This window comes from Paeniglutamicibacter antarcticus, from assembly GCF_039544305.1.
GTDB classification, from domain to species: domain Bacteria; phylum Actinomycetota; class Actinomycetes; order Actinomycetales; family Micrococcaceae; genus Paeniglutamicibacter; species Paeniglutamicibacter antarcticus_C.
This window is the reverse complement of record NZ_BAABLK010000028.1, coordinates 188,631-213,562: the sequence shown is the minus strand read 5'-3', so window position 1 is coordinate 213,562 and position 24,932 is coordinate 188,631. Positions and strand designations below refer to the sequence as shown.

General features: G+C 65.4%; 18 protein-coding genes. 5 read left to right on the top strand and 13 right to left on the bottom strand.

What is annotated here, in order from left to right; translation table 11 throughout:
* Positions 1-181: 181 nt before the first annotated feature.
* From ABEA12_RS09920 to ABEA12_RS09905, 4 genes are all read right to left on the bottom strand, one after another.
* Positions 182-337 carry a hypothetical protein gene (locus ABEA12_RS09920; RefSeq protein WP_210101129.1) on the bottom strand — a complete coding sequence of 52 codons (156 nt, stop codon included), beginning with the start codon at positions 335-337 and terminating at the stop codon, positions 182-184.
* 153 nt (positions 338-490) lie between these two features.
* A complete protein-coding gene (acnA, locus tag ABEA12_RS09915) occupies positions 491-3,196 on the bottom strand; it encodes an aconitate hydratase AcnA (RefSeq protein WP_210101130.1) in 2,706 nt (901 codons plus the stop codon).
* Between the two features lie 181 nt (positions 3,197-3,377).
* Complete coding sequence (locus tag ABEA12_RS09910; protein WP_210101131.1) at positions 3,378-4,730, bottom strand: class I SAM-dependent RNA methyltransferase; 1,353 nt, start codon at positions 4,728-4,730, stop codon at positions 3,378-3,380.
* Entirely contained in the window at positions 4,727-6,775 is a 2,049-nt protein-coding gene (locus ABEA12_RS09905; protein ID WP_345467895.1) for an APC family permease, read from the bottom strand. The genes ABEA12_RS09910 and ABEA12_RS09905 overlap by 4 nt, the downstream gene beginning before the upstream one ends.
* A gap of 161 nt (positions 6,776-6,936) precedes the next feature.
* Between ABEA12_RS09905 and ABEA12_RS09900 the strand changes: the two genes are divergently transcribed.
* Positions 6,937-7,611: a potassium channel family protein gene (locus ABEA12_RS09900; RefSeq protein ID WP_210101132.1), complete on the top strand. Its 675-nt coding sequence runs from the start codon at positions 6,937-6,939 to the stop codon at positions 7,609-7,611.
* Between the two features lie 9 nt (positions 7,612-7,620).
* Positions 7,621-8,295 carry a potassium channel family protein gene (locus tag ABEA12_RS09895; protein WP_210101133.1) on the top strand — a complete coding sequence of 225 codons (675 nt, stop codon included), beginning with the start codon at positions 7,621-7,623 and terminating at the stop codon, positions 8,293-8,295.
* 16 nt (positions 8,296-8,311) lie between these two features.
* On the opposite strand, the gene ABEA12_RS09890 is transcribed toward ABEA12_RS09895, so the two are convergent.
* The 4 genes from ABEA12_RS09890 to dut all read right to left on the bottom strand — a co-directional run bounded on the left by ABEA12_RS09890 (position 8,312) and on the right by dut (position 10,853).
* Complete coding sequence (locus tag ABEA12_RS09890) at positions 8,312-9,025, bottom strand: DUF3159 domain-containing protein (RefSeq protein WP_210101134.1); 714 nt, start codon at positions 9,023-9,025, stop codon at positions 8,312-8,314.
* A 62-nt stretch (positions 9,026-9,087) separates the two neighbouring features.
* A complete protein-coding gene (locus ABEA12_RS09885) occupies positions 9,088-9,507 on the bottom strand; it encodes a hypothetical protein (protein WP_210101135.1) in 420 nt (139 codons plus the stop codon).
* 6 nt (positions 9,508-9,513) lie between these two features.
* Positions 9,514-10,326: a DUF3710 domain-containing protein gene (locus ABEA12_RS09880; RefSeq protein ID WP_210101136.1), complete on the bottom strand. Its 813-nt coding sequence runs from the start codon at positions 10,324-10,326 to the stop codon at positions 9,514-9,516.
* Between the two features lie 56 nt (positions 10,327-10,382).
* Entirely contained in the window at positions 10,383-10,853 is a 471-nt protein-coding gene (gene dut / locus ABEA12_RS09875; RefSeq protein WP_210101137.1) for a dUTP diphosphatase, read from the bottom strand.
* A 136-nt stretch (positions 10,854-10,989) separates the two neighbouring features.
* Between dut and ABEA12_RS09870 the strand changes: the two genes are divergently transcribed.
* Positions 10,990-11,541: a DUF3093 domain-containing protein gene (locus ABEA12_RS09870; RefSeq protein ID WP_210101138.1), complete on the top strand. Its 552-nt coding sequence runs from the start codon at positions 10,990-10,992 to the stop codon at positions 11,539-11,541.
* Between the two features lie 153 nt (positions 11,542-11,694).
* Here the strand turns inward: ABEA12_RS09870 and ABEA12_RS09865 are convergent, their stop codons facing one another.
* Positions 11,695-11,997 (bottom strand): DUF4193 domain-containing protein, encoded by a 303-nt coding sequence (locus ABEA12_RS09865; protein ID WP_210101139.1) that lies wholly within the window; start codon positions 11,995-11,997, stop codon positions 11,695-11,697.
* A gap of 332 nt (positions 11,998-12,329) precedes the next feature.
* Between ABEA12_RS09865 and sepH the strand changes: the two genes are divergently transcribed.
* On the top strand, positions 12,330-13,415 hold the full coding sequence (sepH, locus tag ABEA12_RS09860) for a septation protein SepH (protein WP_210101140.1): 1,086 nt from the start codon (positions 12,330-12,332) through the stop codon (positions 13,413-13,415).
* An 88-nt stretch (positions 13,416-13,503) separates the two neighbouring features.
* Here sepH and ABEA12_RS09855 read toward each other — a convergent pair whose 3' ends face one another.
* Genes ABEA12_RS09855 through ABEA12_RS09845 form a run of 3 tightly spaced genes read right to left on the bottom strand, consistent with a single transcriptional unit; the run spans position 13,504 to position 18,124 of the window.
* Complete coding sequence (locus tag ABEA12_RS09855; protein WP_210101141.1) at positions 13,504-14,688, bottom strand: alkaline phosphatase family protein; 1,185 nt, start codon at positions 14,686-14,688, stop codon at positions 13,504-13,506.
* A gap of 24 nt (positions 14,689-14,712) precedes the next feature.
* Positions 14,713-15,390, bottom strand: a complete 678-nt coding sequence (locus ABEA12_RS09850; protein ID WP_210101142.1) for a DUF5998 family protein — start codon at positions 15,388-15,390, stop codon at positions 14,713-14,715.
* Positions 15,391-15,421: 31 nt separating this feature from the next.
* Positions 15,422-18,124, bottom strand: coding sequence for a bifunctional acetate--CoA ligase family protein/GNAT family N-acetyltransferase (locus tag ABEA12_RS09845; RefSeq protein WP_210101143.1), 2,703 nt, complete (start codon positions 18,122-18,124; stop codon positions 15,422-15,424).
* Between the two features lie 126 nt (positions 18,125-18,250).
* Between ABEA12_RS09845 and ABEA12_RS09840 the strand changes: the two genes are divergently transcribed.
* Positions 18,251-20,902: a DNA gyrase/topoisomerase IV subunit A gene (locus ABEA12_RS09840; RefSeq protein WP_210101144.1), complete on the top strand. Its 2,652-nt coding sequence runs from the start codon at positions 18,251-18,253 to the stop codon at positions 20,900-20,902.
* 633 nt (positions 20,903-21,535) lie between these two features.
* Here the strand turns inward: ABEA12_RS09840 and cydC are convergent.
* A complete protein-coding gene (cydC, locus tag ABEA12_RS09835) occupies positions 21,536-24,913 on the bottom strand; it encodes a thiol reductant ABC exporter subunit CydC (protein ID WP_210101145.1) in 3,378 nt (1,125 codons plus the stop codon).
* Positions 24,914-24,932: the final 19 nt, after the last annotated feature.

Below are 24,932 nucleotides of genomic sequence, written 5' to 3'. Positions count from 1 at the left end.
GTATCCGGTGCCCTAGGCCGGTCACGGTCGATGGGATGCAGGATCCGTGCGCAGGCAGTAAATCCACGGGGCACCACGGTGTTTGGCCCGCCGAACTCATCGGACAACAGGTTCCGCAGCCATGAACAGGGCTCGACGGTGGGCAGCGGTGCGAACGGTGCCGAAGCACCCTCCGCATTACTCATCTCCGACCCCGGGTGCGATCCACCGGGGGACGTTTTCGGCGTTCCCGGCGCTTGCGGGCGCCCCGGAAATACCAGTACATCAGGAACACAACCGCCGCAATGATGACCACGTTCGCCACGATCACCAGGTGCCAGCCCTGCAATCCATCCATCGCCCTGCCTCCGTTTCGCTGGTGCTACCAAGGTTGGACCCCTCGTGGCCACGATGCTAACAGGGCTGTTTCGTTAAATGCCGCAAGGGGCGGACCAGGCCCGGTTTCCCCGGCTTGTCCCACCCCTTGCTCAAGTGGATCTATGCCAACTGGTTAGCTGGCGGAGATCTGGCGCAGGACGTACTGCAAGATGCCGCCGTTGCGGTAGTAATCGGCTTCGCCGGGGGTATCGATGCGCAGGTCGGCGTCGAAGGAGACCTTCTTGCCGTCTTCGCCCACGGCCGTGACCTTCAGGGTCTTGGGTGTGGTGCCGTTGTTGAGTTCGGTCACTCCCTCGACAGAGAAGGTCTCGGTGCCGGTCAGGCCCAGGGTGTCGGCGGATTCGCCGGCCGGGAACTGCAACGGAAGAACGCCCATGCCGATGAGGTTCGAGCGGTGGATACGCTCAAAGGACTCGGTGATGACGGCCTTGACACCCAGCAACGCGGTGCCCTTGGCTGCCCAGTCACGGCTGGATCCCGAACCGTATTCCTTGCCGCCCAGGACCACCAGCGGGGTGCCGGCAGCCTTGTAGTTCTGCGCAGCATCGTAGACGAAGGACTGCGGAGCGCCGTCTTGGGTGAAGTCGCGGGTGAAGCCACCTTCGACTCCGTCCAGGATCTGGTTGCGGATACGGATGTTCGCGAACGTGCCGCGGATCATGACCTCGTGGTTGCCACGGCGCGAGCCGTAGGAGTTGAAGTCCTTGCGATCCACGCCGTTGGCCAGCAGGTACTGCCCTGCCGGGGAGTCCGACTTGAAGGAACCGGCCGGGGAGATGTGGTCGGTGGTGACCGAATCACCCAGCTTGAGCAACACGCGGGCGCCGGAGATATCCTGCACCGGCTCCGGGGTTGCCTTCATGCCATCGAAGTACGGGGGCTTGCGAACGTAGGTCGAATCCTCGGCCCACTCGAAGGTGTTCCCTGCCGGGGTGTCAAGCGCCTTCCAGCGATCGTCCCCGTCAAAGACACCCTCGTAGCCGCGGGCAAACATGTCCGCATCGATCGAGGCGTCCATGGTTTCCTGCACCTCGGTCGGTGAAGGCCAGATGTCCTTGAGGAACACCTCGTTGCCCGCATCGTCTGAGCCCAGGGAATCGTTCTCGAAGTCGAAGTCCATGGTGCCGGCCAGTGCGTAGGCGATGACCAATGGCGGAGAGGCCAGGTAGTTCATCTTCACGTCCGGGTTGATGCGGCCCTCGAAGTTACGGTTGCCCGAGAGCACTGCGGTCGCGGCAAGATCGTTGACCTGGATGGCCTCAGAGATCTCCGCATCCAGCGGACCGGAGTTGCCGATGCAGGTCGCGCAGCCATAGCCCACGATGAAGAAGCCCAGCTTCTCCAGGTACGGCATGAGGCCGGATTTCTCGTAGTACTCGGTGACGACCTTCGAGCCCGGGGCGACCGAGGTCTTGACCCATGGCTTGGACACCAGGCCCTTTTCCACTGCCTTGCGTGCCAGCAGAGCTGCGGCAAGCATGACCGAGGGGTTCGAGGTGTTGGTGCACGAGGTGATCGAAGCGATCGAGACCAGGCCGTGGTCGATGGAGAACGTGGTGCCGTCTTCCTTGGCGATCTCAACGGAGGTCGAGGGGCGACCGATGTTCAGCTCGTCGGCGGCGCCTGCGGCGTAGTTGTGGATGTCCTTGCGGAACTGCTCCTTGGCGCTGGAGAGCTCGATGCGATCCTGCGGACGCTTCGGGCCGGCGATGGAGGGAACCACCGTGGAGAGATCCAGTTCCAGGTACTCAGAGAAACGGATCTCCCGGCTCGGGTCGTGCCACAGGCCCTGCTCCTTGGCGTAGGCCTCCACGAGGTCGACGTTCTCGGCCGGACGGCCGGTCAGGCGCAGGTAATCCAGGGTGACATCGTCAATCGGGAACATCGCGGCGGTCGACCCGAACTCCGGGGACATGTTGCCGATGGTCGCACGGTTGGCCAGCGGGACCTGAGCCACGCCTTCTCCGTAGAACTCCACGAACTTGCCCACGACACCGTGCTTACGCAGGATCTCGGTGATGGTCAGCACCACGTCGGTCGCGGTCGCGCCGGCGGCGATCGCACCCTTGAGCTTGAAGCCGACAACGCGCGGGATAAGCATGGAGACCGGCTGGCCGAGCATTGCTGCCTCGGCCTCGATACCGCCAACGCCCCAGCCCAGCACTCCCATGCCGTTGACCATGGTGGTGTGGGAGTCGGTGCCCACGCAAGTGTCGGGGTAGGCGCGCAGCTTGCCATCGACCTCGCGTGTCATCACGGTGCGTGCCAGGAACTCGATGTTGACCTGGTGCACGATTCCGGTTCCCGGGGGGACGACCTTGAAGTCGTCAAATGCCGTCTGGCCCCAGCGCAGGAACTGGTAGCGTTCCCCGTTGCGCTGGTACTCGATCTCCATGTTGCGCTCGAGTGCACCGGCATTGCCGAACACATCGATCTGCACGGAGTGGTCAATGACCATCTCGGCAGGAGCCAAGGGGTTCACGCGGGTTGGATCCCCGCCCAGGTCCTTGACTGCCTCGCGCATCGTTGCCAAGTCCACGATGCACGGAACACCGGTGAAGTCCTGCATCAAGACGCGTGCCGGGGTGAATTGGATCTCGGTGTTGGGTTCCGCGGACGGATCCCACTGGCCCACGGCCTTGACGTGGTCCTCGGTTATGTTCGCACCGTCTTCGGTGCGAAGCAGGTTCTCCAAGAGAACCTTGAGGCTGTACGGAAGGCTTTGGGCGCCTTCGACGGCGTTCAGCCGGTAAATCTCATATTCTTTGCCCTTGACGTCCAGTACGCCCTTGGCACCATAGCTGTCCACATTGCTCATTGGGACTCCTCTCGCCGGATTTTTCATCTTCGTTGCACGCTCACAAGGAAATCCAGTTAGGCAGTCCTAACTGAGTTCGACTTGTGTTTATTGCGGCAGAGCTAGAAACAGTCTATCCCCACGCCGCGCTTCGTGCCCCGCCAGCCCGACATTTGCAGGCCGAACGGGGTCACATCCTCGCTCAGTGGCGAACGAACAGCCCCACGGTCTCCATGTGGTGCGTGTGCGGATAAAGGTCAAGGACCTCGACCGCATCCAGCCGGTACCCGGCCCGCAACAGATCGGCGCTGTCGCGAGCAAATGATGCCGGATCGCAGGAGACATAGGAAATCTTCTTGGCCCCGGACTTCCCCATGGCGGAAACGACTTGCTTCCCGGCACCGGTGCGTGGGGGGTCAAGGACGATGGCATCAAGGGTGGTGTTGCGTTCGCGCAGCTGCGCGCCGAGCACCTTTTCCACCCTGCCCTGGACGATAACGGCCTGCTTGTGTTCACGCAGGTTCTTCAGCGCGTCCTTGCTGGTGCCAGGTGCACCCTCGATGGAAAGCACCATCCCGTCATCGCCCACGGCCGCGGCCAGCGGCGCGCTGAAGAGCCCGGCACCGGCGTAAAGGTCGGCAATCCGTGCCCCGTAGCCCGGCTCCAGCTGTGCCATCACCCGGGCCACCAGTGCCTCGGGTGCCAGGCGGTGGATCTGCCAGAAACCCTCACCGGTGACGCGGTAGTCCATCCCGGCCACCGATTCCGCCAGCCAGGTCCGCCCGCGCAGCCGGGTCAGGGCGCCGCGCCCGTCGGTGAGAGAACCGGGGACCTGGGTCAGTGCTGCGGCGCTGGTGCCCTCGGGCAGCCGCTTGGCCGCTCGTCCGGCGGCACCGGCGATGGTTCCGTCCTCGATGAAGAGCACCAGTGCCCCGGGGTTTTCCCCCGAGCCGGCGGCGACCTCGATGCGGCTGATGCCGGCCAACGGGAGTTCCCAGAGCTTGAGCTCGTTGATCTGTGGGTGCGCCAGGGGCATCTCTTGGACGGGGATGAGCTCGTTTGAACGAAACGGGCTCATGGCCAGCCGGCCTTTGGAGTCCACGGCGAAGGCGGTGCGCGTGCGCCACCCCAGAGCGTCCTCGGACTCACCGGCCGGTGCCCGGACACCGGTGAAGCCGAGCTCGGCGGCGTCCAGGCCGCTCAGTCGCTGCATCTGCTCGATGAAGATCTGCGACTTGATCTCGCGCTGCGCTTCCAGGGCAATATGTCCGAATTCAGCGCCTCCGACAGGCAGCACGCCCCGGGCAGCGGCGGCCAGGGCATCGGCCTGGGGCCAGAAGTGCGTCACACGGCTTTCGGCCGGTTCGTGGACTTCCACCACGTCGCCGCGCCAGAAGCGGGCCTTTTCCCCGTCATCACGAACGGCGACGGACACCAGTTCCCCGGGGATTCCGTGGCGCACGAAGACCACCCTTCCCTCGTGGCGCCCCACACAGTGTCCGCCGTGGGCAGGCGCGTCCAGGCGCACCTTCAGGATGTTTTCTTGCGTGCTCATGAAATGTCTTTCGGCTTGGGGATCGCGGGTGTTGCTGAGGTGTTGAGGGGCCTTGTCCCGGCCGAGCCCTGCTCGGTGGGTCCCAGGAAGGTCGTGACGTCCGAGGAGTCCAGGCGCCACGGCACCGAGGCCACCACCACACCGGGCTCGTAGTGCAGGCGGTTCTTGATTCGCATGGCGGTCTGGTTATGCACCAGTTGTTCCCACCAGCGTCCTACCACGTACTCGGGGATGTAAACGACAATCAAATCGCGCGGGGAATCGCGTTTGATCGAGCGGATGTACTCGATGATCGGAGGCGAAATCTCCCGGTAGGGAGAGGCCAGCACGGTGATCGGCACGGGGATGCCCAATGCCTCCCATTGTGCAAGGGTCGCTGCAGTGCGCTCGGAATCCGAATCCACCACGATCGCATCGATCTTCGAGGGCCGCGCCGCACGGGCGAAGGCCACCGCCCGCAACACCGGCTTGCGCAGCGTGGAGACCAGCACCAGCGCGTGGACGCGTGCGGGCAGTGCGGTGGCCGATTCGTCATCCGCGATGGCCAGTTCGCGATCAACCTTCACATAGTGCCGGTGCAGTGCGTCCATCATGAAGAACAGCACCGCGATGCCCAGTACGGCCAGCCAAGCCCCGTGCACCAGCCGGGTGCCCAGCACGATCACCAGCACCGCGGCGGTGAGGCCGAAGCCCACGATGTTCAGCAACCGGGAGCGGTGAATCTTGGCCCGTACCCGGGTTTCCGGGGCCTGGGCCAGCTCGCGGCCCCAGTGCTTGATCATGCCCAGCTGGCTCAGCGTGAAGGACACGAAGACGCCCACCACATAGAGCTGGATCAGGGTCGGGACGTGGGCGTTGAATACCCAGATTAGGACGATGGCGGCTATCGCCAGGGCCAGAATGCCGTTGGAGAACCCCAGCCGGTCACCCCTGGTGCGCAGCTGGCGGGGCAGGTAGCCGTCGGTGGCCAGATGCGAGGCCAGGTTGGGGAAGGAATTGAAGGAGGTGTGCGAGGCCATCAGCAGCACCGCCACGGTCAGTGCCAGCACCAGCAAGAACCCGATCGAGCTTCCACCGAAGATCGCCTCGGCCAACTGGCTCAACACGGGGTTCTGGATGTAGTCGGCAGGGATCGGGCCGCCGTTGAGCAGAAGCCCGGTGGCCGGGTCCTCCACCACGTGGACGTCAACCGCACGCGCCAGGTACATGGTCCCCAGGGTCAAGGCGCCGGCGATCAATCCCAGCAGCAGCAACACGGTCGCCGCGTTGCGCGCCTTGGGGGCGGCCATCTTGTGGACGTTGGAGATCGGAACTTCCACCCCGGTCAGCGCCGCCGAACCCGTGGAGAAGGCACGCAGCACCAGCAACACCCCGGCCAGCCCGGTGAGGCCGTGCGGGTAGTTGGGGTTAGGAACGACCTCGAAGCCCGCACTCGGGGCCATGCCCAGGTTCCCCGTGGCGGCAAAGATCCCGCCCATGGCCAACATCACCAGCACCACGCCCACAAAGAGGTAGACCGGTAAGGCATTGCCCAGCCGGGAGCGTCCCAGGCCGCGCAGGTTCAGCAGCGTGAGGATCACCACCCCGCCGGTGGCCATCCAGGGTTGGCTGCCATCCAGGGCGGGGAAGGCGGCAACAACGTAGTGCGAGGCAGAGGAAATCGACACGGCAACGGTGAGCACGAAGTCCACCAGCAGGGCCGCCGCCACCGTGGTCCCTGCGCGGTGGCCGAGGTTCACCGAGGCGATCTCGTAGTCGCCTCCGCCGGAGGGATAGGCCTTCACCGATTGCCGGTAGGAGGCGATGATGACCAGCATCACGACCATGATCGCCAGGCCGACCGACGGGGAGAACGCCATGGCACCCAGTCCTGCCAAGGCAAGGGTGAGGATCACCTCATCCGGAGCGTAGGCAATGGAGGAGAACGCGGAGGCAGAGAAAAAGGGCAGGGCAAGACGCTTGCGAAGCGGCGCCTGCTTTAGTTTTTCGGTCCTAAAGGGGCGCCCCACCAGAATCCGCTTCAACGCGGCGAGAAATGAAAGCACGCTCCAAAACTAGCCCGGTTTGCCCCGCCCTGTCATACACCACACCGTCGGGCACCGGGTGAAGAATCACGCATCGAGGCCGGGAACCGTGAAAGACTGGCGGATGAAGCGTGCAGGTAAAGCAAAACCCTGGCACCCCGGCTGGAATCAAAGGATGGATTATGGCGCACTTCGTCATCATGGGTTGCGGTCGGGTGGGTGTGACCCTGGCCCACACGCTCGACGACGCCGGCCACTCGGTCGCGATCATCGACCAGGACGACCGGGCCTTCCGCCGGTTGCGCCGCAACTTCTCCGGCCTCAAGGTCTCCGGCGTCGGGTTCGACCGCGACACCTTGGAACGAGCCAAGATCAGTGAGGCCTACGCCTTTGCCGCAGTTTCCAGCGGCGACAACTCGAACATCCTGGCCACCAGGGTGGCCCGCGAAACCTACCATGTCCCGCACGTCGTGGCCCGGATCTACGATCCCGGTCGAGCGGAGATCTACCAGCGGCTGGGCATCCCTACGGTCGCCGCAGTGCGCTGGAGCTCGGACCAGGTGTTGCGCAGGATCCTGCCGGAGCATTCGCTCCACGGCGACTTTCGCGAGGCCTCGGGCCGGCTGATCCTTGGCGAAGTCAACGTCCACGAGGACTGGTACGGTTGCGCACTTGAAGAGCTCGAGGCCGCCGCACCGATCCGCATCGCCTATCTCTCGCGCTTTGGCGAAGGCATGCTCCCGGTTCCCGGGATGCGGCTGCAGCAGGGCGACATCGTCCATGCGATGATGCCGGTCAATGCCGACAAGGACATCGAGAAGGCCCTGTCCTCTGCGCCCAAGCCAACCACGGAATAGAGTGTAGTAATGAAGGTCATGATTGCCGGAGCGGGATCCGTGGGAAGTTCCATTGCCAAGGAGCTGATCATCAACGGGCACGAGGTGCTGCTCATCGATGAAAAGCCCGAGGTCGTTGCCCGTGCCGGGGTCCAAGGCGCACGCTGGCTCTTCGGGGACGCCTGCGAACTCTCGGTGCTCAAGGAAGCCAAGCTCTCCGAGGTCGATGTGGTGGTCTCCGCCACCGGGGACGACAAAGTCAACCTGGTGGTGTCCTTGCTGGCCAAGAGCGAGTTTGGCGTCGGGCGCACCGTAGGCCGGGTCAACAACCCGAAGAACGACTGGATGTTCGATGACGCCTGGGGCGTGGACGTCGCGGTGAGCACGCCGCGCCTGATGACCGCGCTGGTCGAAGAAGCAGTGGAGATCGGTGACCTGGTGCGCCTGATGACCCTGCAATCAGGGGTTGTCTCGATGGTGGAATTCACGGTGCCCCATGATTCAAAGCTGATCGGGCGCACCATCGGATCGGTTCCGTGGCCCGCCGATGCCACCGTGGTGGCGATCCTACGCGATGACATCCCGCTGACACCAAGCCTCGATGACGTCATCGAGGGTGGGGACGAGTTGTTCTTCGTGACAACGATCGTGGCCGAGGACCAGTTGCGGTCCGTGTTACGCAACTCCGAACCCGAGAACCAGTAGCCAACGACCGTTGGGGTTAGAGCCCCTCGCTGGTCTTTGGCGCGGCGAGCGGGCGGGAAACCATCCAGGCGACCCACAGCCCCGCGGCGTAGAGCGGCACGCCCATCGCCAGGCGTGCCGCGCCAAGCGCCGGAACATTGTCGGCAAAATAGAGCGGGACCTGGACGGCCAAGCGGCCGACGAAGACCGCCACCACGATCCAAGTGGCCCAGGCGTACTGCTTGGTGCGCGTCTTGCTGGAACGCCATTCGGTGTTTTCCTGGCGAATGAACCCGAAGATCACGCCCATCAGGGGCCAGCGAACCAGGATGGAGATCACCAACGCCGCGCTATAGGCAAGGTTGGTGTAAAAACCGGGAACGTAGTAGTCCTTGGCTTCCCCGGTGACCCGGGAGAAAATCGCGCAAATCGCGACCCCGACCAGGCCGGTGAGCGCCTGGGTGAGGGTTCCTCGGCGTACCAGGCGCGCAATGGTGAACACGACGGCCACCGCCACCGAGGCGACCAACGCCACGTTCAGTTCCTGCCACACGGTGAAGATGACCAGGAACACCAGGCCGGGCAACAGCGACTCGATGAGTCCACGCCCCCCGCCGACGGTCTTCAGGACATCGATCTGTCCGTCCCCGCGGCGCTCGATCCCCGCATTGGCGCCGATCCTCCGTGCCACGTCTTGGGCGTCGGGACCGGTGTCCTCTGGGTTGGGTGTTTCTTCGCTGTGCTCGCTCATGGCTGATTCTTTGTCCTTGGAGGCGTTTGCTGTGGGTGGGAAGCCCCGGCTGGTGGCCGGTGCTACTTTTCCGCCGCGCGTTCGGGCAGGATCTCGTAGCGCGGGTTGAAGATCGTGGGCACCGAGTCGATCGTTGCGACCATGCCTTCGTAGTGCAGTCGGGATCCGGCCACCACTCCCGGGACCCTGCGTTGGCCCACGAAGATCAGATGCAGGTGCGGCACGGCGCTGCGCCTTCCCCCCGGAGGTGCCGGACGGTCAACGATCGTCACGATGAACGCCGGGGCCTGCTGCGGCGGAAGGATCGTCATGGATTCGACGTAGCCGCGGTGGGCGATGCGCCCACGCACCGGGAGCTCGGCCAGCGAGGAGATCCGCAGCAGACCACTGGGGTCCGAGGTCTCCGGTACGCCCTGGAGGGCCCAGACCGGCTGCTGTTGCTGCTGGCCGCGCTTGGTCTTCAGCGGCTTGTCCTTGGGCACCTTGGGTTAACCGATCGAGGTGATTTCCGGGCCGCGTTCGGGACGCTCGGTGTCTTCGCCTTGCTTGTCCGCCTCGGGTTCAGGCTCCGTACGGGCCAATGCCCCGGATGGCACCGTCAGGGCCAGCAGTTCGGTCGGGGGCATCGGGGTGTCGCCACGAACCACGACCACTTGGGCCAGCGCGTCTTCCATGGCCTTAGATTCGACCGCGTCGGTCAACGCAGCACCGCCGATCACGGCCCGCAGGAACCAGCGCGGCCCATCGACGCCCAGGAAGCGCAGGACCACATAGCCCTTGCGGCCATCGGGTGCCTCTTGGGGCACACGGGCCAACAGTTCGTTGCCGAAGCGCCCAGGAACCGTCTCTGTTTCCCCTCCCTGGTCGGCAATCCCGGTGGCGATCTGGGTGGAGATCCCCGGCCACAGGTTATCGGTCTTGGGAGCCGCGAAAACCTGCAGCTGCATCCGCGAGCCACCGATTTCCAGTGCCACCGCAATGACCCGCTGGGTGGATTCCTCCACTTCCAGGCGAAGCTGGAGACCGGGTACCGGCTTGATCAGCAGTGCCCCCAAATCCAGGTAGCCGTCGTGGTCCTCGAAGTCGTCACCGTCAAAGGGTCCCTCCGAGGTGTCGCGCAGAGCCTGGTCGGTTGCGGGTACCTCCGCGGCAACGTCCTTGGCTTCGGCCTCGGTGGCCGGCTGGGCCTTGGCTGCCGCCTGCGTTGCCGTTGCCTCGGTGGAGGCCGTCGCGTTGAGCCCGGCGATCGTCTGGTCGGCCTGAGGCTCTTCGGCGGCCTTCTTCTTACGCTTGAAAATCATCTAAGTTGCTTTCTTGCTGTGTCGGTGCGCGAAACGCGGGGTGCGGACCGATGCGGCTAGTGGCTGGTGGGCACGGCTTCGAATCCGCCGGTCGAACCAAATCCGCCGGCGCCGCGGGAAGTGTCGCCAAGTTCCTGGACCTGGATGAAACGGGCCCGTTCGACCTTCTGGATCACCAGCTGGGCGATGCGGTCCCCGCGCTTCAGGACGATCGGGGTGGTTGCATCCGTGTTCAACAACGTGACTTTCAACTCACCACGGTACCCGGCATCGACCGTTCCCGGGGCATTGACCACGGTCAAGCCGTGCTTGGTGGCAAGGCCGGAGCGGGGGTGGACCAGCCCGACGAATCCGTTGGGCAGCGCTAGGGCGACGCCGGTGGGAACCAGCGCACGCTCCCCGGGCGCCAAGGTGAGGTCCTCGCGGGCGCACAGGTCGGCTCCAGCATCCCCCTCATGGGCGTAACTCGGAACAGGAAGTTCCGGGTCAAGCATTTTCAGGGCGACATCGACACTGGATTCGGACATGTGTTTTCCACTCCCGGGGGTTGAGGTTTGTTCCGCGGGCCGCTCTGCGGACCTTGGGGCTTCTACACCGATTCTAGTCCCTCGCATCCCTGGCCGATGGCAGGCAAGGCACACGCCACCGCCTATGCTTGAAGACATGGCCGAGAACTCTTCACCCCCGCATTCCTCCCCCACCACTTACCGCGAGAAGCTCTGGCCCGCATGGTGGATCTGGGTCGTCACGCTGGGGCTGGGCGGCACCGCCGCCGTGGCCTTCATGCCGATCGGTATCCGCTGGGGTATCGTCGCCGGCGTGATTGCTCTTGGCCTGATCGCCTTCGCCCTGATCATGAGCACCCCCACCATCGAAATCGACGAACACAACGTGCGCGTGGGACGGGCGAGCATCGAACGGGAGTTCGTTGGCGAAGTCACCGGCTACCGCGGCGCCGCAGCCTACCACCAGCGCGGCCCGGGCCTTAACGGCATTGCCTTCATGTGCCTGCGTGGCTGGATCGATCCCGTGGTGCGCATCGAGATCACCGATGAGCGCGATGCCACCCCCTACTGGATCACTTCAACCCGGCGCCCCGAGGAGCTTACCGCGGCACTGGGCGGCCTGATGGTCCAATACCGCGAGGTGCCGCAGTCCGACGAAGCTGACACCCCCGCCTCCCCAGATAACAGTGCAGAGACCGAATCGGCCTAGCAGTTCCCCGGCCAGGATCGCAAAAAGCGCCCGCCAACTTCAAGAACCCGCTATGAAACGGGAATTGAAGGTTGGCGGGCGCTTTTTGGTTGGCGCCACGGTCCCCTGCGGGAATTTATCCGCAGAAAGGGCAATGCCTCATTCGCTGGTTGGCTAGCCTTCGCAGTCGGTGCAGTAAAGCACCCCGTTCTTTTCCAGGGCGATTTGCGAACGGTGCCGCACCAGGAAGCACGAGGCACAGGTGAACTCGTCGGCCTGGGCCGAATGCACCATTACCTGGAGTTCCTCGCCGGAGAGATCCGCACCGGGCAGCTCGTAGCTATCCGCCAGTGCCCCCTCGTCCTCGTCGATCAGGTTCGAGGCGTTGGTGTTTCGTTGCGCCTTCAGTTCCGGAGCGGGCTCGGGTTGCCCCTCTTTTCCGGCATGCCTTCGAGGTGCATCGTAATCGGTTGCCATAGTTGCTTCTTCACACTCCGCTTGGTTCAAGCTCTTGTTCGTATTGGGTCCCCATGGGAACCGGTCTTGGCCACATGGCCAATCCACGCGTTTGGATGCGCCTATGATTCAACGTGGAAACGGTCATTTTTGTGCCCGGCGGTCCACGGCCTGCTTATCATTGCATCTTCGGGCCCGATCCCGGGTTACCTGACCAGCATTTTACCGGCTTTGCGCCCGGCAGTGGGAAATATCATGAAGCCCGGCCGCGCCACACCTAGGCACCTCTTAGGTAATTGGCGGTGCAGGTGGCAGAGTTTTACCCATAATACGACGGTTTGTGGAGGATAGTCATGCGTCAACTCCGACTGGTGGGCATCCACGAGAACGGTGAGAGCCTGCAGCTGAGCAGCAAGGATGGCAACAGCTTTGAGCTGCCCATCGATGAAGCGCTTCGCAGTGCATTGACCCGAGCTGCCCGGGCCGATCGTTCAGAGACCCCGGTAGCCCCGCTGTCGCCCCGCGAGATCCAGACCAGGATCCGCTCCGGCGCCACCGCAGACGAGGTCGCGGCGGAGTCCGGCATGCCGCTGGAACGCATCATGCGTTACGAGGGCCCGGTTTTGGCCGAGCGAGAGTACATTGCTTCGCAGGCCCGAAACGTCGAGGTCTCGGCCCCGCAGACCCATGACGGATACCGCAGCATCTTTGGCGAGGAACCGGCGAACCTAGGCGAAATGGTTGCCTACAGGATCCATAGCCTCGGCATCGAGAGCGAGTCTGTTACCTGGGATGCATGGCGTGCATCCGATGGCTCGTGGGAGGTCGTTGCCCGCTTCGAGCTTCCCGAATCCGACACGAGCATCTCCCTGGATCCTGGCAACGAGGACTCCGTGGCCAAATGGTCGTTCCACCCAAACCGCAAGTCTTTGCAGAACGCCAACCGGTGGGCCCAGGTGCTCAGCGAGCTTGAACCGCTCGATGCCCCTGTCGGTGCCCGTCGCCTGACCGCCGTGGCGGACCACCCCTTTGATGTCGAGGCCGACGCCGACGACGTGGATTACGAGTCCGCCGTTGCCGACTCCGAACAACTGCTGGACGTGCTCAGCGCACGCCGTGGACAGCGTCTGGGCATCGACGAGGAAAGCGACGACGCGCTGGCCTCGATGCTTTCGCGTTCGCCGCACCCCGAGGACGACCCGCGGTTAGCGGGCCCAGAACCTTTGGACGATGGCCTGCCCCGGCTCTATGACGGCGTCAGCACGCGCACCACGTCCATCTCACTGGTTCCTTCACCCCAGCCGGCAGCCCCCGAGGCAGCAGCCGGAGGCGAGGATTCCTCCGGTGAGGAGGAAACCGGCGGCAAGAAAAAGGCCAGGCGCTCGTCGGTTCCCAGCTGGGACGAAATCGTCTTCGGGCGCCGCAACAACAACGACTGAACCATCGGGCCCATCGGCCCACAGGAAACGAAAGGCCCGGTCGAGGGCGGAATTCCTTCCCATCCTTGACCGGGCCTTTGCTATGTGGTTATTTCGCGTTTGCCGGACGTGCCAGGGTCAACAAGGGAACCTCGCACTCGACCCGGGTCAATGACCCGTGCTGGCCGACCATCAAGAACGCCGAGGGGTTCACCCGGCGCCCGTCAAGGAAGGCAATGTCCTCGGCCGCGAGGACCAACAGGTCCCCGATGCGCTCGCGCACCGATGCATCGACCTCGCCAAAGAGTCCGTGGGCAATGGCTTCCTCGCGGCCAAGCACCCAAGCCTTGGCGCCAAAGCGGTCCCGCCAGGCCTGTGCGACCTCCTCGCGCTTGGCTGCGGTGCACCCGGGGCGGAAGTGCAGCTGGACGGCGCGCGGCTCCCCCGCGGTCAGCTCGACCTCGTCCACCAGCTCCGGGAACTCGGAGTAGTCGATCCGCCACTTTTCATCGATATCGACCATCCCGTGGTCGGCGGTCAGCAACAGCAATGTTCCGGCAGGGACGCGGGAGGCCAGGGTTCGCATTGCCGAGTCCAGGTCCTCCAACGCGTTTCCCCACTGGACCGAGCCCTTGCCGTGCCGGTGGCCGGCCTTGTCCAATTCGTTGAAGTAGCAGTAGACCAATGCCCGGCGGTGTTCGGCCAGGGTCTCGCACGTGGTGCGCACCCGGGCGTGGGCGGATTCGGCGGGGATGAATTCGGTGCCGCGCAATGCGGCGCTTGTCAGAGCCGAGTCCTTGAAATGGCCCAGGCTGACGGTGGCGGTGTGAACCCCGTGTGCCGCGGCCCGTTCAAAGACCGTGGCGTGGGGTTGCCAGGCCACGGGGTCAAGATCCTTGGGCCACCCGCCAAGCTGGTTGACCACGCGGCGCCGTGCCGGATCCACTGCGTCGTACCCCACCAGCCCGTGTTGTCCCGGGGGAAGCCCGGTGCCAAAAGAAGCCAGCGAGGCGGCGGTGGTTGACGGGAACGCGGCCATCAGGGTCTGCGAGTTCTCCATGAGCTTGCGCAGGAACGGGGCGTGGCCTCCGCGTGCCCGCAGCAAAGCCTTGCCCAGTCCGTCGACCATCACCACGCAGATGCGGTTGGCAGCCGGCAGCGAGAGCGGGTTATCGAACCCGGGCACACCCAAGGCCGCGGCTGCACTGGGCAGCAGTTCGGCGATGGTCTTGCGCCCGTAGGGTGGTGCCGCCGGCAAGGCGGTGGACGGGATGTTTTTGCTGTTGGTTGCCACGACGCGCGGTGATCCCTTGCTGCCCTAGCCCTGGTGGGTGTTGCGGCCGAAGCGGGAGCTGACGCGGCCGCGGACCTCGGTCGCGGACGCCTGGGAGGCAGGGCTCCGGGTCTCGGTGCCCCGGGGCGCCGAGGCACGTCGCATGGCGGTGGCAAAGCCCCGCGCAGCAGTGACTGCGTTGACCCCGTCCGCCTCGGCGCTGACGCGCAGCACGAGGTCTTCCTGCTGGGCGGTGCCGGTGTAGCCGTGGTCGGCGTCGCAGGCGGCGTCAGCGCAGCCTGCCGGGGCAAGGTCGATCCGCTGGGCGCCGGCCCAGGCGATGCCCACTGTCAATTCCTTGACCGGATCACCGGTGCTGTAGTTCTGTGGCTGGTGGTAGACATAGCTGGTGGCCACCGTCGTGACCTTGGAAAGCTGGACCAGTTCGGTGGAGATCTGGGCCATGATTTCCTTGCCCTTTTCATCCAGCTGCTGGTCATCGACGTGGGTGACCACCAGGATGTCCTCGGCCAGCACCAAAACAGTGATGTGCCGGTGTACCTCGTGCTGGTCGAAGTGGGTCTCCAGATGGACCAGGTGAGCCCCGGGTTTGCGTCCGTCGAGTGCTTCGTCAATGATGTCCTCAACGATTTTGGGGTAGAACCCGGCACGGATGAGGTCGGTTTGCAGGTCAGGGCTCGCAGCCGAAGAAAGGGGGGTCATGCCCCCTAGTCTACCCAAGCGCGCCGACTGCTCAGTGGCTCATGGCCCGCCGGGCCGAATCGGTGCGCTGCTCGGCGTTGCCCAGACAGATTTCCACCGCCAGCACGGTAGTGCCGGAGGTGGCTACCATCACCGGGTTGATTTCCACCAAGGACACCTCCGGATGGTTGTCCTTCAGCGTCGCCACACGGTTCAGCAGGTCTTCCAACGCGGCCAGGTCCACCCCGGGCAGTCCCTGGTATCCGCGCAGCCTGGCCGCGGCCCGCGGGGCATGTACCAGGTCCGAGAGATCGGTGTCGGTCAGCGGCGGGGTTCCGTGAGCCCAGTCGTCGAGCAGGTTCACCGCATCCCCGGCCAGCCCGAAGGAGACAACCGGCCCCAGCAGCGGGTCCTCGACCGCGCGGATCACGCACCCCTGCCCCGCCGGTGCCATCGACTGGACCTCCAGTTCGGTGGCCGCATAGGGGCTCATCGCCTCGGCCATGTGCTCGAGGTTCGAACGCAGCGAAACCTCGTCGATGATGTTCAGCCGCACACCGCCCAAGTCCAGACGGTGGCGAAGGTGCTCGTCGCGTGCCTTGATGGCCACGGGCCAGCCGAGCCGGTGCGCGGCGGCGACAGCCTCCTCGGTGTCATCGAAGCCCACCGATTCCAGCACCTGGATCCCGTAGTGGCCCAGCAGCGTGGCTGCCTGCGCCTTGGACAGGCGCAACAGCTCCACCCCGTGGACCGTTCCCAGCGCATCCTCGATGAACTGCGCTGCCGCTGGAACATCGATACCAAAGGGTTCGATGATTTCGCCTTGTTCGCGGGCAACCCAGCGGGCATAGCGCACGATCGCGGCCAGTGCGTTCACCGCGATGCCCGGCGAGGAGTAGCAGGGCAGCCCGTACCCGCTACCGTCTTGCCTCGTCCCGTCATCCAGAAGCCCGTCGGCGGTGGCCGCGGGGTCAATGATCCCGGGGAAGACCGCGATGACCGGCTTGCCCCACACCGCCGCGGCTTTCCGGATGGCCTTGGCCAGCACGATGGTCGAGAGTCCGGCCTCCGGCAATAGCGTCACGATCCCGCAGTGCACCAGGGGGTTTTCCAACGCCCGTTCCAGGGCTGCGGCCAAGCGCGGCAGCGCCCGCGAGGCCCCATCGTCCAACGAGATGTCGGAATCCGAGACGATGACCTCAAGCTGGTTTTGTTCGGCCGCGTCGGAAACCACGGAGGCCAGGGCCACGGAGTTGGCAAGCACCGCAAGCCCGCTTCCGCCGGGAAGCGGTTGGGCTGCGACGATCTGTGCGACCTCCATCAGTTCCTCGTTGGTGCGCACCCGTATCACCCCTGATTGGCGCAGCATCGCATCCACCGCGGCGGTCGGGGCCTGTGTGGTGCGCACGGCATGTCCCGGGGGCAGGCGCAGGCCCATCACATCGGACTTGGCCACGATCACCGGCTTGGAGTGCGAGAGCCTGCGGGCGATACGTGAGAACTTGCGCGGGTTGCCGAAGGATTCCAGGTACAGACCCACCACGCTGGTTGCCGGATCGTCCTCCCAGAACTGCATGGCGTCGTTGCCCGAGACATCCGCCCTGTTCCCTGCCGAAACGATCGAGGAGATCCCGACGTCCCGGCGGACCGAGGCCGCGTAGAGCAGCACCCCGATGGCGGCAGATTGGCTAAAGAGTCCCAGGGCGCCGCGCTTGGGCATCCCCGGCGCCACCGAGGCATTCATGGAGGTGGCTGAATCCGTATTCACCAGTCCAAGGGAGGCCGGACCGATCACGCGCATGCCGTTGGCCCGCGCCAGGCGCACCAGTTCGCGTTGCCGGACCAGGCCGGCCTCGCCTTCCTTGGCGAATCCGCCGGTGGCGATCAGCAGCCCCTTGACCCCGGCGCGTGCGCATTCCTCAATGACATCGTGGATGCCGTCCTTGGGCACCGCGATCACCGCCAGGTCCACGGGACCGGGGATCTCGGCCACGGACCCGTAGCTTCGCATCCCGCCAAGCTCGAATGCCTGCGGATTCACCCCGTAGACCGCCCCGGTGTATCCGCCCTCGATGATGTTGTGCAGCAAGGTGTACCCCAGGGTGCCCCACTCCCGGCTGGCCCCGACCACGGCGATCGATTCCGGGGCAAGAAGCCCGGCCAGCGACTTGGCTTCGGCGCGGTGTTCGCGCGATTCCATCACCGCCCTGGACTTTTCCGTGGGGTCGATGGAAAACTCGAGCATCACCACGCCCTCGTCAAAGTGGCGTTTGACCGCGTAGCCGGCCTCGGCGAAGACCGTGAGCATCTTGCGGTTCTCCGGCAGCACCTCGGCGGAGAACCGCGTGATGTCGTTTTCGCGGGCCGCCGCGGCCAGGTGTTCAAGCAGGATGGAACCCACCCCCATGCCCTGGTAGGCATCGGAAATGTTGAAGGCGACCTCGGCCTCGGTCGGGTCATCCAGGCGGTCATAACGCCCGACCCCGATGATGTCATCGCCGCGCAGCACCACGAATGCGGTGCGGTCCACGTGGTTGACCTGGGTAAAGCGTTTGAGCTCTTTGGGCGTCAGCGCTGACTTGTACGTAAAATAACGCATGTAGACGGAGGATTCCGACTGGTTGCGGTGCATCTTTTGCAAACTGTCGGCGTCGCTGGGTTGAATCGGGCGTAGATGTGCCGTGGAACCGTTGCGCAAGACAACATCTGCTTCCCAATGGGACGGATATTCACCGGGTTTACGACCATCCACCATAGGCTTAGCCTAGCGGTCGTCGCGAGACGAGCACATGGATCGACGCGCCGGTGACCGCTGGCTTTGCAGGAATCGGCGCTTGACCAAGGGCCGGCATCAGTTTCGAATCGAGGATTCACACCCATTATGGCGCGCAAAAAGCCTGAACCACTGCCCGCGGACTTCGTTGAGCACATCGTAGACATCGATGTGACCAAGGAAATGGAGGGCTCCTTTTTGGAGTACGCCTACTCCGTGATCTACTCCCGCGCCCTGCCCGATGCCCGCGACGGGCTCAAGCCGGTGCAGCGGCGCATCCTGTACATGATGTCCGAGATGGGACTGCGCCCCGACAAGGGCCACGTCAAGAGCGCCCGCGTGGTCGGCGAGGTCATGGGCAAGCTGCACCCGCACGGTGACACCGCCATCTACGACGCCATGGTGCGCATGAGCCAGGGCTTCGCGTTGCGCCTGCCGCTGATCGACGGGCACGGAAACTTCGGTTCCCTCGATGACGGTCCGGCGGCACCGCGCTACACCGAGGCACGCCTGGATGCCTCGGCGGTGGCGATGACGGCAAACCTGGACGAAGACGTTGTCGACTTCGTGCCGAACTACGACAACCAGTTCATGCAGCCCTCGGTGCTGCCCGCGGCTTTTCCCAACCTCTTGGTCAACGGCACCACCGGCATTGCCGTGGGCATGGCCACCAACATGGCCCCGCACAACCTCGGGGAGGTCGTTGCCGCGGCCCGGCACCTGATCGCCAATCCCGAGGCCGACCTCGCGGCCATCATGAAGTTCATCCCCGGACCCGACATGCCCACCGGCGGCAAGGTCGTGGGACTGGAGGGCATCCGCGATGCCTACCGCACCGGGCGGGGAACCTTCCGCACCCGGGCCAAGGTGGAGCTCGAGCAGATCACCGCGCGCCGCGCCGGCCTGGTGGTCACCGAGCTGCCCTACATGGTGGGCCCGGAAAAGGTCATCGAGAAGATCAAGGACGCGGTCAACGCCAAGAAGCTCACCGGCATCGCCGACGTGGTGGACTTGACCGACCGCAGCCACGGGCTGCGCCTGGTCATCGAGCTGAAGAACGGGTTCAACCCCAACGCCGTGCTGGCCCAGCTCTACAAGTACACCCCGCTCGAGGATTCCTTCGGCATCAACAACGTCGCCCTGGTCCAGGGCCAGCCCAGCACCCTGGGGCTGCTTGAGCTGCTCACCGTCTACGTCGATCACCGGATCTCGGTGGTGCGCCGGCGCACCGAATTCCGGCTGCAAAAGAAGCTTGACAGGTTGCACCTGGTCGAAGGCCTGCTGATCGCGATCGTTGACATCGACGAAGTCATCGCCGTCATCCGCTCCTCGGACGAGACGGCCCAGGCACGCGAACGCCTGATGACCATCTATGACCTCTCCGAGCTGCAGGCCAACCACATCCTGGAACTGCGCCTGCGCCAATTGACCAAGTTCTCCAGGCTGGAACTGGAGAAGGAGGCTGAGGAACTGCGCTCGGGCATCGAGGAGCTCAAGGCGATCCTGGAATCCGATTCGATCCTGCGCGACCTGGTTTCCGGGGAACTGGCACAGATGAGCGAGCAGTTTGCCACCCCGCGCCGCACGGTGCTGCTGGAGTCCGAATCCGGAACACCGCTGAAGGGCACGGCAATGCCCGCCGCACCGGTGACAGGCAAAGCGGCCCCGCTGAGCCTGGAGATCGCGGACGACGCGTGCCGGGTACTGCTCTCGGCCACCGGCCAGGTGGCCCGCACCTCCTCGGCCGACCCGTTGGACGGTTCCGTGGCGCGGGTGAAGCACGACGTTCTTTCCTCGGCACTGGAGACCACAGCCCGGGGAGAAATCGGCGGAATCACCTCGATGGGGCGAATGCTGCGACTGCAGGTCGTTGACCTGCCGTTGCTTCCCCCCGCCCATGGTTTCCCACAGCTGACATCCGGGGTGAAGATCGATGAATTCGCGCAACTGGCCAAGGGCGAGAAGATGGTCGCCCTGGTTCCGTTGAACCAGGCCATCGCCCTGGGCACGGCCAACGGCGTGGTCAAGCGGCTGAGCCCTGACTACCCGTTGAACAGGGATGAGTGGGAAGCGATCACGATCAAGGGCCAGGACACCGTGGTGGGTGCCGCCGTGGGACCTGAGGAGGCCGATCTGGTCTTCGTCACCCGTGCAGCGCAGCTGCTGCGCCTGGCTTCCTCCACCGTGCGCGCCCAGGGCCGCACCGCCGGCGGCATGGCCGGCATCAAGCTCGGCGCCGGCGACTCCGTGATCTTCTTCGGCGTCGTCGAGGCCAATGCCCCGTCACCGGTCCTCGTCTCGATCGCCACCGGCTCGAACACGCTGCCGGGAACGGCCACGCACTCGGTCAAGGTCACCGATTTCGCCGAATACCCGCTCAAGGGGCGGGCAACCGCCGGGGTGAGGGCACACCGCTTCCTGAAGGGCGAGGACCACCTGGAACTGGCCTATGCCGGTGCCGGCCCCGCCCGGGCTTCCTCCGCGGCCGGGGTGGTGCGGGCGCTGCCCACCGAATATTCCAGGCGTGACGGTTCGGGGGTGCCACTGGCCCAGGGCATCGACTTGCTTGGCGGGATGCCGGTGGTGGAACCCGTTGCCGATGAAACGACGGGCACCGTGGAGCTCCCGGCACCGGGCACCTCGACGCGGGCGCCGCTGAAGGCCCCGGAGGCGGACAGCGAGCCGTTTGCCGACTCGGGTGCGGTCGAGGTCGAACCCGCGCGCAGGGTAGCAATCCAGGACTCGCTGCTGGACGAGTAGGGGTACGCGCCGCTTGCCCGGCACGCTGCACCTCGTGGTGCACCGTACATGGCGATCGCCACGCAATGACAACCGGGGACCATCCATTGCCCCTGAGCAGCGAGCGACTTGAAATGAACACAGGAGATCGGGTCGAAGCGGACGCCGGGGCCTTTGCCCTGGGTCTCACCTAGCTGCTCGGACGGTGCTCCGTGCACCGGCCCAATAGGGTCAAGCGGCTCGGCGGAGTGATCGGCTGGGTGATCGCCTCGGTATTACTTCTGGCTGGTGCGATGTTCATCCCGCTCTCGTTTTCCGACTGGTTGGATCCCGGTGACAACTGGCCCATGCGGATCTGCGGAATCGTGTCGTTCCTGGCCGGACTCGTCCTGGTGGCCATCTACATCACTTGGCGGGTCCCCATCAACGACGAGAAGATCGTTCTGCGCACCCTCTTTCGCAAGGTGATGTCCATTCGCTTCGCGGACATCGAAAGACACGTGCCCTGTCGCAACTGCTTCCTCCCTATACTCAAGCTGTGGGGCACCGACGGCACGGTGATCCAGTTGAATTCGGGGGCGTTGGACACCAAGCCAGTCCGGGACGCCATCAAGCAGCGCCCCTCCAATGGTGACGGGCCGGATTGTGCGACGTTCAGGAACCGGCCGGAACCAGCTCCGCAAGCGCGGCCAGGTCCACCAGTGAATCACCCAACCCCGCGACCGCGGCGTCATGGGTGACCAGCAGCACCGCTTTGCCGGCCAAGGCCCCACGCAGGTCGCTGACCAGCGCCACCGCCTCGTCCGCCCCCAAGTGGGCCGTTGGTTCATCGAGCAACAGCACCTGGGCACGGGCTACCAGTGCACGGGCAACGGCCAGTCGCTGGCGCTGTCCCCCGGAGAGATGGTGTCCGCCGGAGCCGATGCGTTCTGCCAGTCCCCCGGGCAGCGTTCCCAGCCAGTGGCCGAGCCCCACCTTGGCCAGCACCCCGTGCAGCTCCGTGTCGGTGGGTTGGTCATCGGATTCGCGGCCAAGGCAAAGGTTTGAGCGCACCGAGGAATCAAAGAGGTGCGCTTCTTGCGGGCACCAGGCAACCTGGGCCAGATCAGCCGCGCCGGCCGGCATCCAGTGGCCCTCGCCGCGCTTGGTTTCCAGCGAACCGACCAGCGGCGCCAGGGCACCGAGCATGCAGGCCAGCAGCGTCGACTTCCCCGAACCCGACGGCCCGGTCACGGCCACCCATTGCCCGGGGGCCACTGCCACTGTCAGGTCCTTGAGCACCGGCTCACCGGCTGCCCAGCCGATGTCCGCGTCCTTGAGCCGCAGCGAGAGCCTCTGCCCTTCATGGCTCCCGGCGCCCGGGGCTTCCGCGTCCACGGCGGCACCCGCCAAGGACGGGGTTTCCGTGTTGGCCTCGGTGTGCTCCCCGATGTTCACCCAGACGCTGCGCAGCGCCGTGTCGAGCTGCGGCAGCGCCTGGATGGACAGGGCGGTGTTGGCGATTGGTTCGCCCAGGGCCAGCAGCAGTAGTCCGGCGATCGCCGCGGCTTCCCCGGTGGGGCCCGCCATGGCAACTGCCAGCACCGCCGCCACCGATGAGACCAGTATTGCCCCGCCCTGGGCCAGGCCGGCCCCGCGGGCAGCTGCCCGCAGGGACTCGGTGGCCCGGGCATCGGCAGCGGTGAATTCCGCCAGCGCCCGGTGCTGGGCCCGGTTTGCTCGCAGATCCCCGGCTGCACGCAGCAGCGTCGGCACCCTGGAGCCAAGCCACACACGATGTTCGGCAACTTCGGTGGTGCTTCGCCTTTCCACAGCGAGCACGCCAAGTGGAAGCACGACAAAGGCGGCTAGGCCAAGCCCAAGCGCCAGCGGGAGGGCGCCGGGGGCCCAGAACCCGATTCCCGTGCTTACCGCGCCCCAAGTTGCCAGTGAAGCCACCGGAGGCACCAGGACCCGCGGCACCGCATCGCGCACCTCGTCGACCTCGGCCACCAGATGTCCCAGGGCCGCACCCGAGCGCGTGAGCCGGCCCCAGCTGGCCGGTTGGGCCACCAGCGCGTCCCAGAGGCGCTGGCGCAACCTGGAAGCGAAGCCAAAGACGGCGTCGTGCACGCGGAGCTGTTCCACGTAGCGCAGCACAGAGCGCCCGATGCCAAAGGTGCGCACCCCGACGATGGCCACCATCAGGTGCAGCATCGGGGGTTGGTGGCTGGCGGTGACGATGAGCCAACCCGAGATCCCGGTCAGGCCCACCCCGAAGATGGCGGCGGCGGCGGCCAGCGCCAGTCCCGGGACCAAGCCGTGGCGGAACCACGGCATGGAGCGCAGAAGCTTCCAGTGCGCCAGCGGCGATCCCTGCCCGGCGGGACGGGGAATGCGGTGGGTTTCCGGGGCCGCGGGGGGCGCGGGTTCGACGGCACCCTGGGCCGGTTGGAACGGAAGCCCGGCGGCGGATTGGCTCGGCGCTGCCTGTCCCCTGAGCATTGCCGCCAAGGTGCGGTCGTGGGTGGCCACCAGCACTGCGCAGCGTTCGAGCAGCGCGACCATGGCACCCCTGACGAGGTGCGCGGAGGCTTCATCCAGGTGGGCCGTGGGCTCATCGGCCAGCACTAGGTTGATCCCCGGGTCGGTTTCCACCTTGGCCAGCGTCCGTGCCACTGCCACCCGGCGTAGCTCGCCTGGGCTGCAGTCAACAAGCTTCCGGCTCCGGAGGTGGCCGATGTTCGCGGCGTCCAGGGCCCGTCGAAGCCCTACGGTTCCGAGGTTGCCCCCTGAGTGCAGGTCGATCTCCTCGGCCACAGTGTTTTCGGTGAACCGGGGGTGTTGGGAGATGAAGGCCGCCCGGGTGAGATCGACTCGGATCTCTCCGGTGCATTGGGCGCCCGGCTCAAGCTGGCCCAGCACCGCGTGCAGCAACGTGGTTTTCCCGGCTCCGCTGGCGGCATCCAGGACGTGCACCGAGCCGACGGACAATTGGAGCGTCACGTTTTCGAGTGCTGGTTCGCTCCGGCGGGAGTGTCGGATGTCTAGTGCCTCGATGGCCAACACCACGGATTCGTTAGCGAGCATCGATGTCGGGGGCTCCTCGGTGCCGGGTTTGCCGGTACCAATGAATTCCTCGCTGCGCTGAAGCGCCTCGACGCCGTCCTCGGAGGCGTGGAAGGCTGCCCCCAGAGTGCGCAGCGGAAGGTAGCATTCGGGGGCCAGGATCAATGCCAGCAACCCGGCCTCCAGCCCCATGTTTCCATAGACTAGCCGCACGCCGATGAACACGGCGACCACCGCGACCGAGATGGTCGCAATGAGTTCCAGTGCGAGCCCCGAAAGGAACGCGGTCCGCAGGGTCTTCATGCTGCTTTGCCGGTAGTCGTCCGACACCTTGGCCAAGGCACGTGCCTTGCTTTGGGCCCGGCGCAGGCCTATCAGTGCAGGCAGGCCCTGGGCCAGTTCCAAAAGCTGGTTCGAGAGCCTGTCCAACCCGGCGGCAGCCGCCTTCACTCTGTCCTGGGTGTGCAGGCCGATCAGGATCATGAATACCGGTACCAGCGGGATGGTCAAGCCCACGATCAGGGCAGAGACCCAGTCGGCGACCAGGATCCGCACCCCGACCAAGCCGGGGATGACCATGGCCGAGACCAGTGCCGGAAGGTACTTGGTGTAGTAGTTGTCCAACCCGTCCAGTCCGCGGCTGGCCAGTGCAGCCAACGCCCCTGGCCCCGGCCCGCCGGCGGTTCCGGGACCGCGCAGCCCGGCGTCCATGAGCCGGGAACGGAGCTTTTCCTTGGCACCGAGTCCTGCCCGGTGCGCGGCAAACTCGGTGGCCCAGACGGCGCCGGCGCGCAGGACCGTTCCGCCCAGGCCCAGCACCAGCAATCGCGTCGTGTCCAGCTCGTTCCCCGCGGCCAGCTGGCTGATGGAGGTGGCCAGGGCATCGGCGACCAGCACGATCCCCACCACCTTCAGGGCGGCAAGCCCCGCCAAAAGGGCCAGTACCTTCCGGGAGCCTGTTCCTGCGGGGAGAACTGGTTTCACGATGCTGGTCCTCGTTTCT

What these genes read in the sequence shown, in the direction of transcription:
- ABEA12_RS09910 (WP_210101131.1), bottom strand. Translation starts at nt 4,730, where the DNA reads ATGAGCACGCAAGAAAACATCCTGAAGGTGCGCCTGGACGCGCCTGCC.
- ABEA12_RS09865 (WP_210101139.1), bottom strand. Translation starts at nt 11,997, where the DNA reads ATGGCAACCGATTACGATGCACCTCGAAGGCATGCCGGAAAAGAGGGG.
- ABEA12_RS09880 (WP_210101136.1), bottom strand. Translation starts at nt 10,326, where the DNA reads ATGATTTTCAAGCGTAAGAAGAAGGCCGCCGAAGAGCCTCAGGCCGAC.
- ABEA12_RS09840 (WP_210101144.1), top strand. Translation starts at nt 18,251, where the DNA reads ATGGCGCGCAAAAAGCCTGAACCACTGCCCGCGGACTTCGTTGAGCAC.
- sepH (WP_210101140.1), top strand. Translation starts at nt 12,330, where the DNA reads ATGCGTCAACTCCGACTGGTGGGCATCCACGAGAACGGTGAGAGCCTG.
- dut (WP_210101137.1), bottom strand. Translation starts at nt 10,853, where the DNA reads ATGTCCGAATCCAGTGTCGATGTCGCCCTGAAAATGCTTGACCCGGAA.
- ABEA12_RS09920 (WP_210101129.1), bottom strand. Translation starts at nt 337, where the DNA reads ATGGATGGATTGCAGGGCTGGCACCTGGTGATCGTGGCGAACGTGGTC.
- ABEA12_RS09890 (WP_210101134.1), bottom strand. Translation starts at nt 9,025, where the DNA reads ATGAGCGAGCACAGCGAAGAAACACCCAACCCAGAGGACACCGGTCCC.
- ABEA12_RS09900 (WP_210101132.1), top strand. Translation starts at nt 6,937, where the DNA reads ATGGCGCACTTCGTCATCATGGGTTGCGGTCGGGTGGGTGTGACCCTG.
- ABEA12_RS09870 (WP_210101138.1), top strand. Translation starts at nt 10,990, where the DNA reads ATGGCCGAGAACTCTTCACCCCCGCATTCCTCCCCCACCACTTACCGC.
- ABEA12_RS09850 (WP_210101142.1), bottom strand. Translation starts at nt 15,390, where the DNA reads ATGACCCCCCTTTCTTCGGCTGCGAGCCCTGACCTGCAAACCGACCTC.
- acnA (WP_210101130.1), bottom strand. Translation starts at nt 3,196, where the DNA reads ATGAGCAATGTGGACAGCTATGGTGCCAAGGGCGTACTGGACGTCAAG.
- ABEA12_RS09845 (WP_210101143.1), bottom strand. Translation starts at nt 18,124, where the DNA reads ATGGTGGATGGTCGTAAACCCGGTGAATATCCGTCCCATTGGGAAGCA.
- ABEA12_RS09895 (WP_210101133.1), top strand. Translation starts at nt 7,621, where the DNA reads ATGAAGGTCATGATTGCCGGAGCGGGATCCGTGGGAAGTTCCATTGCC.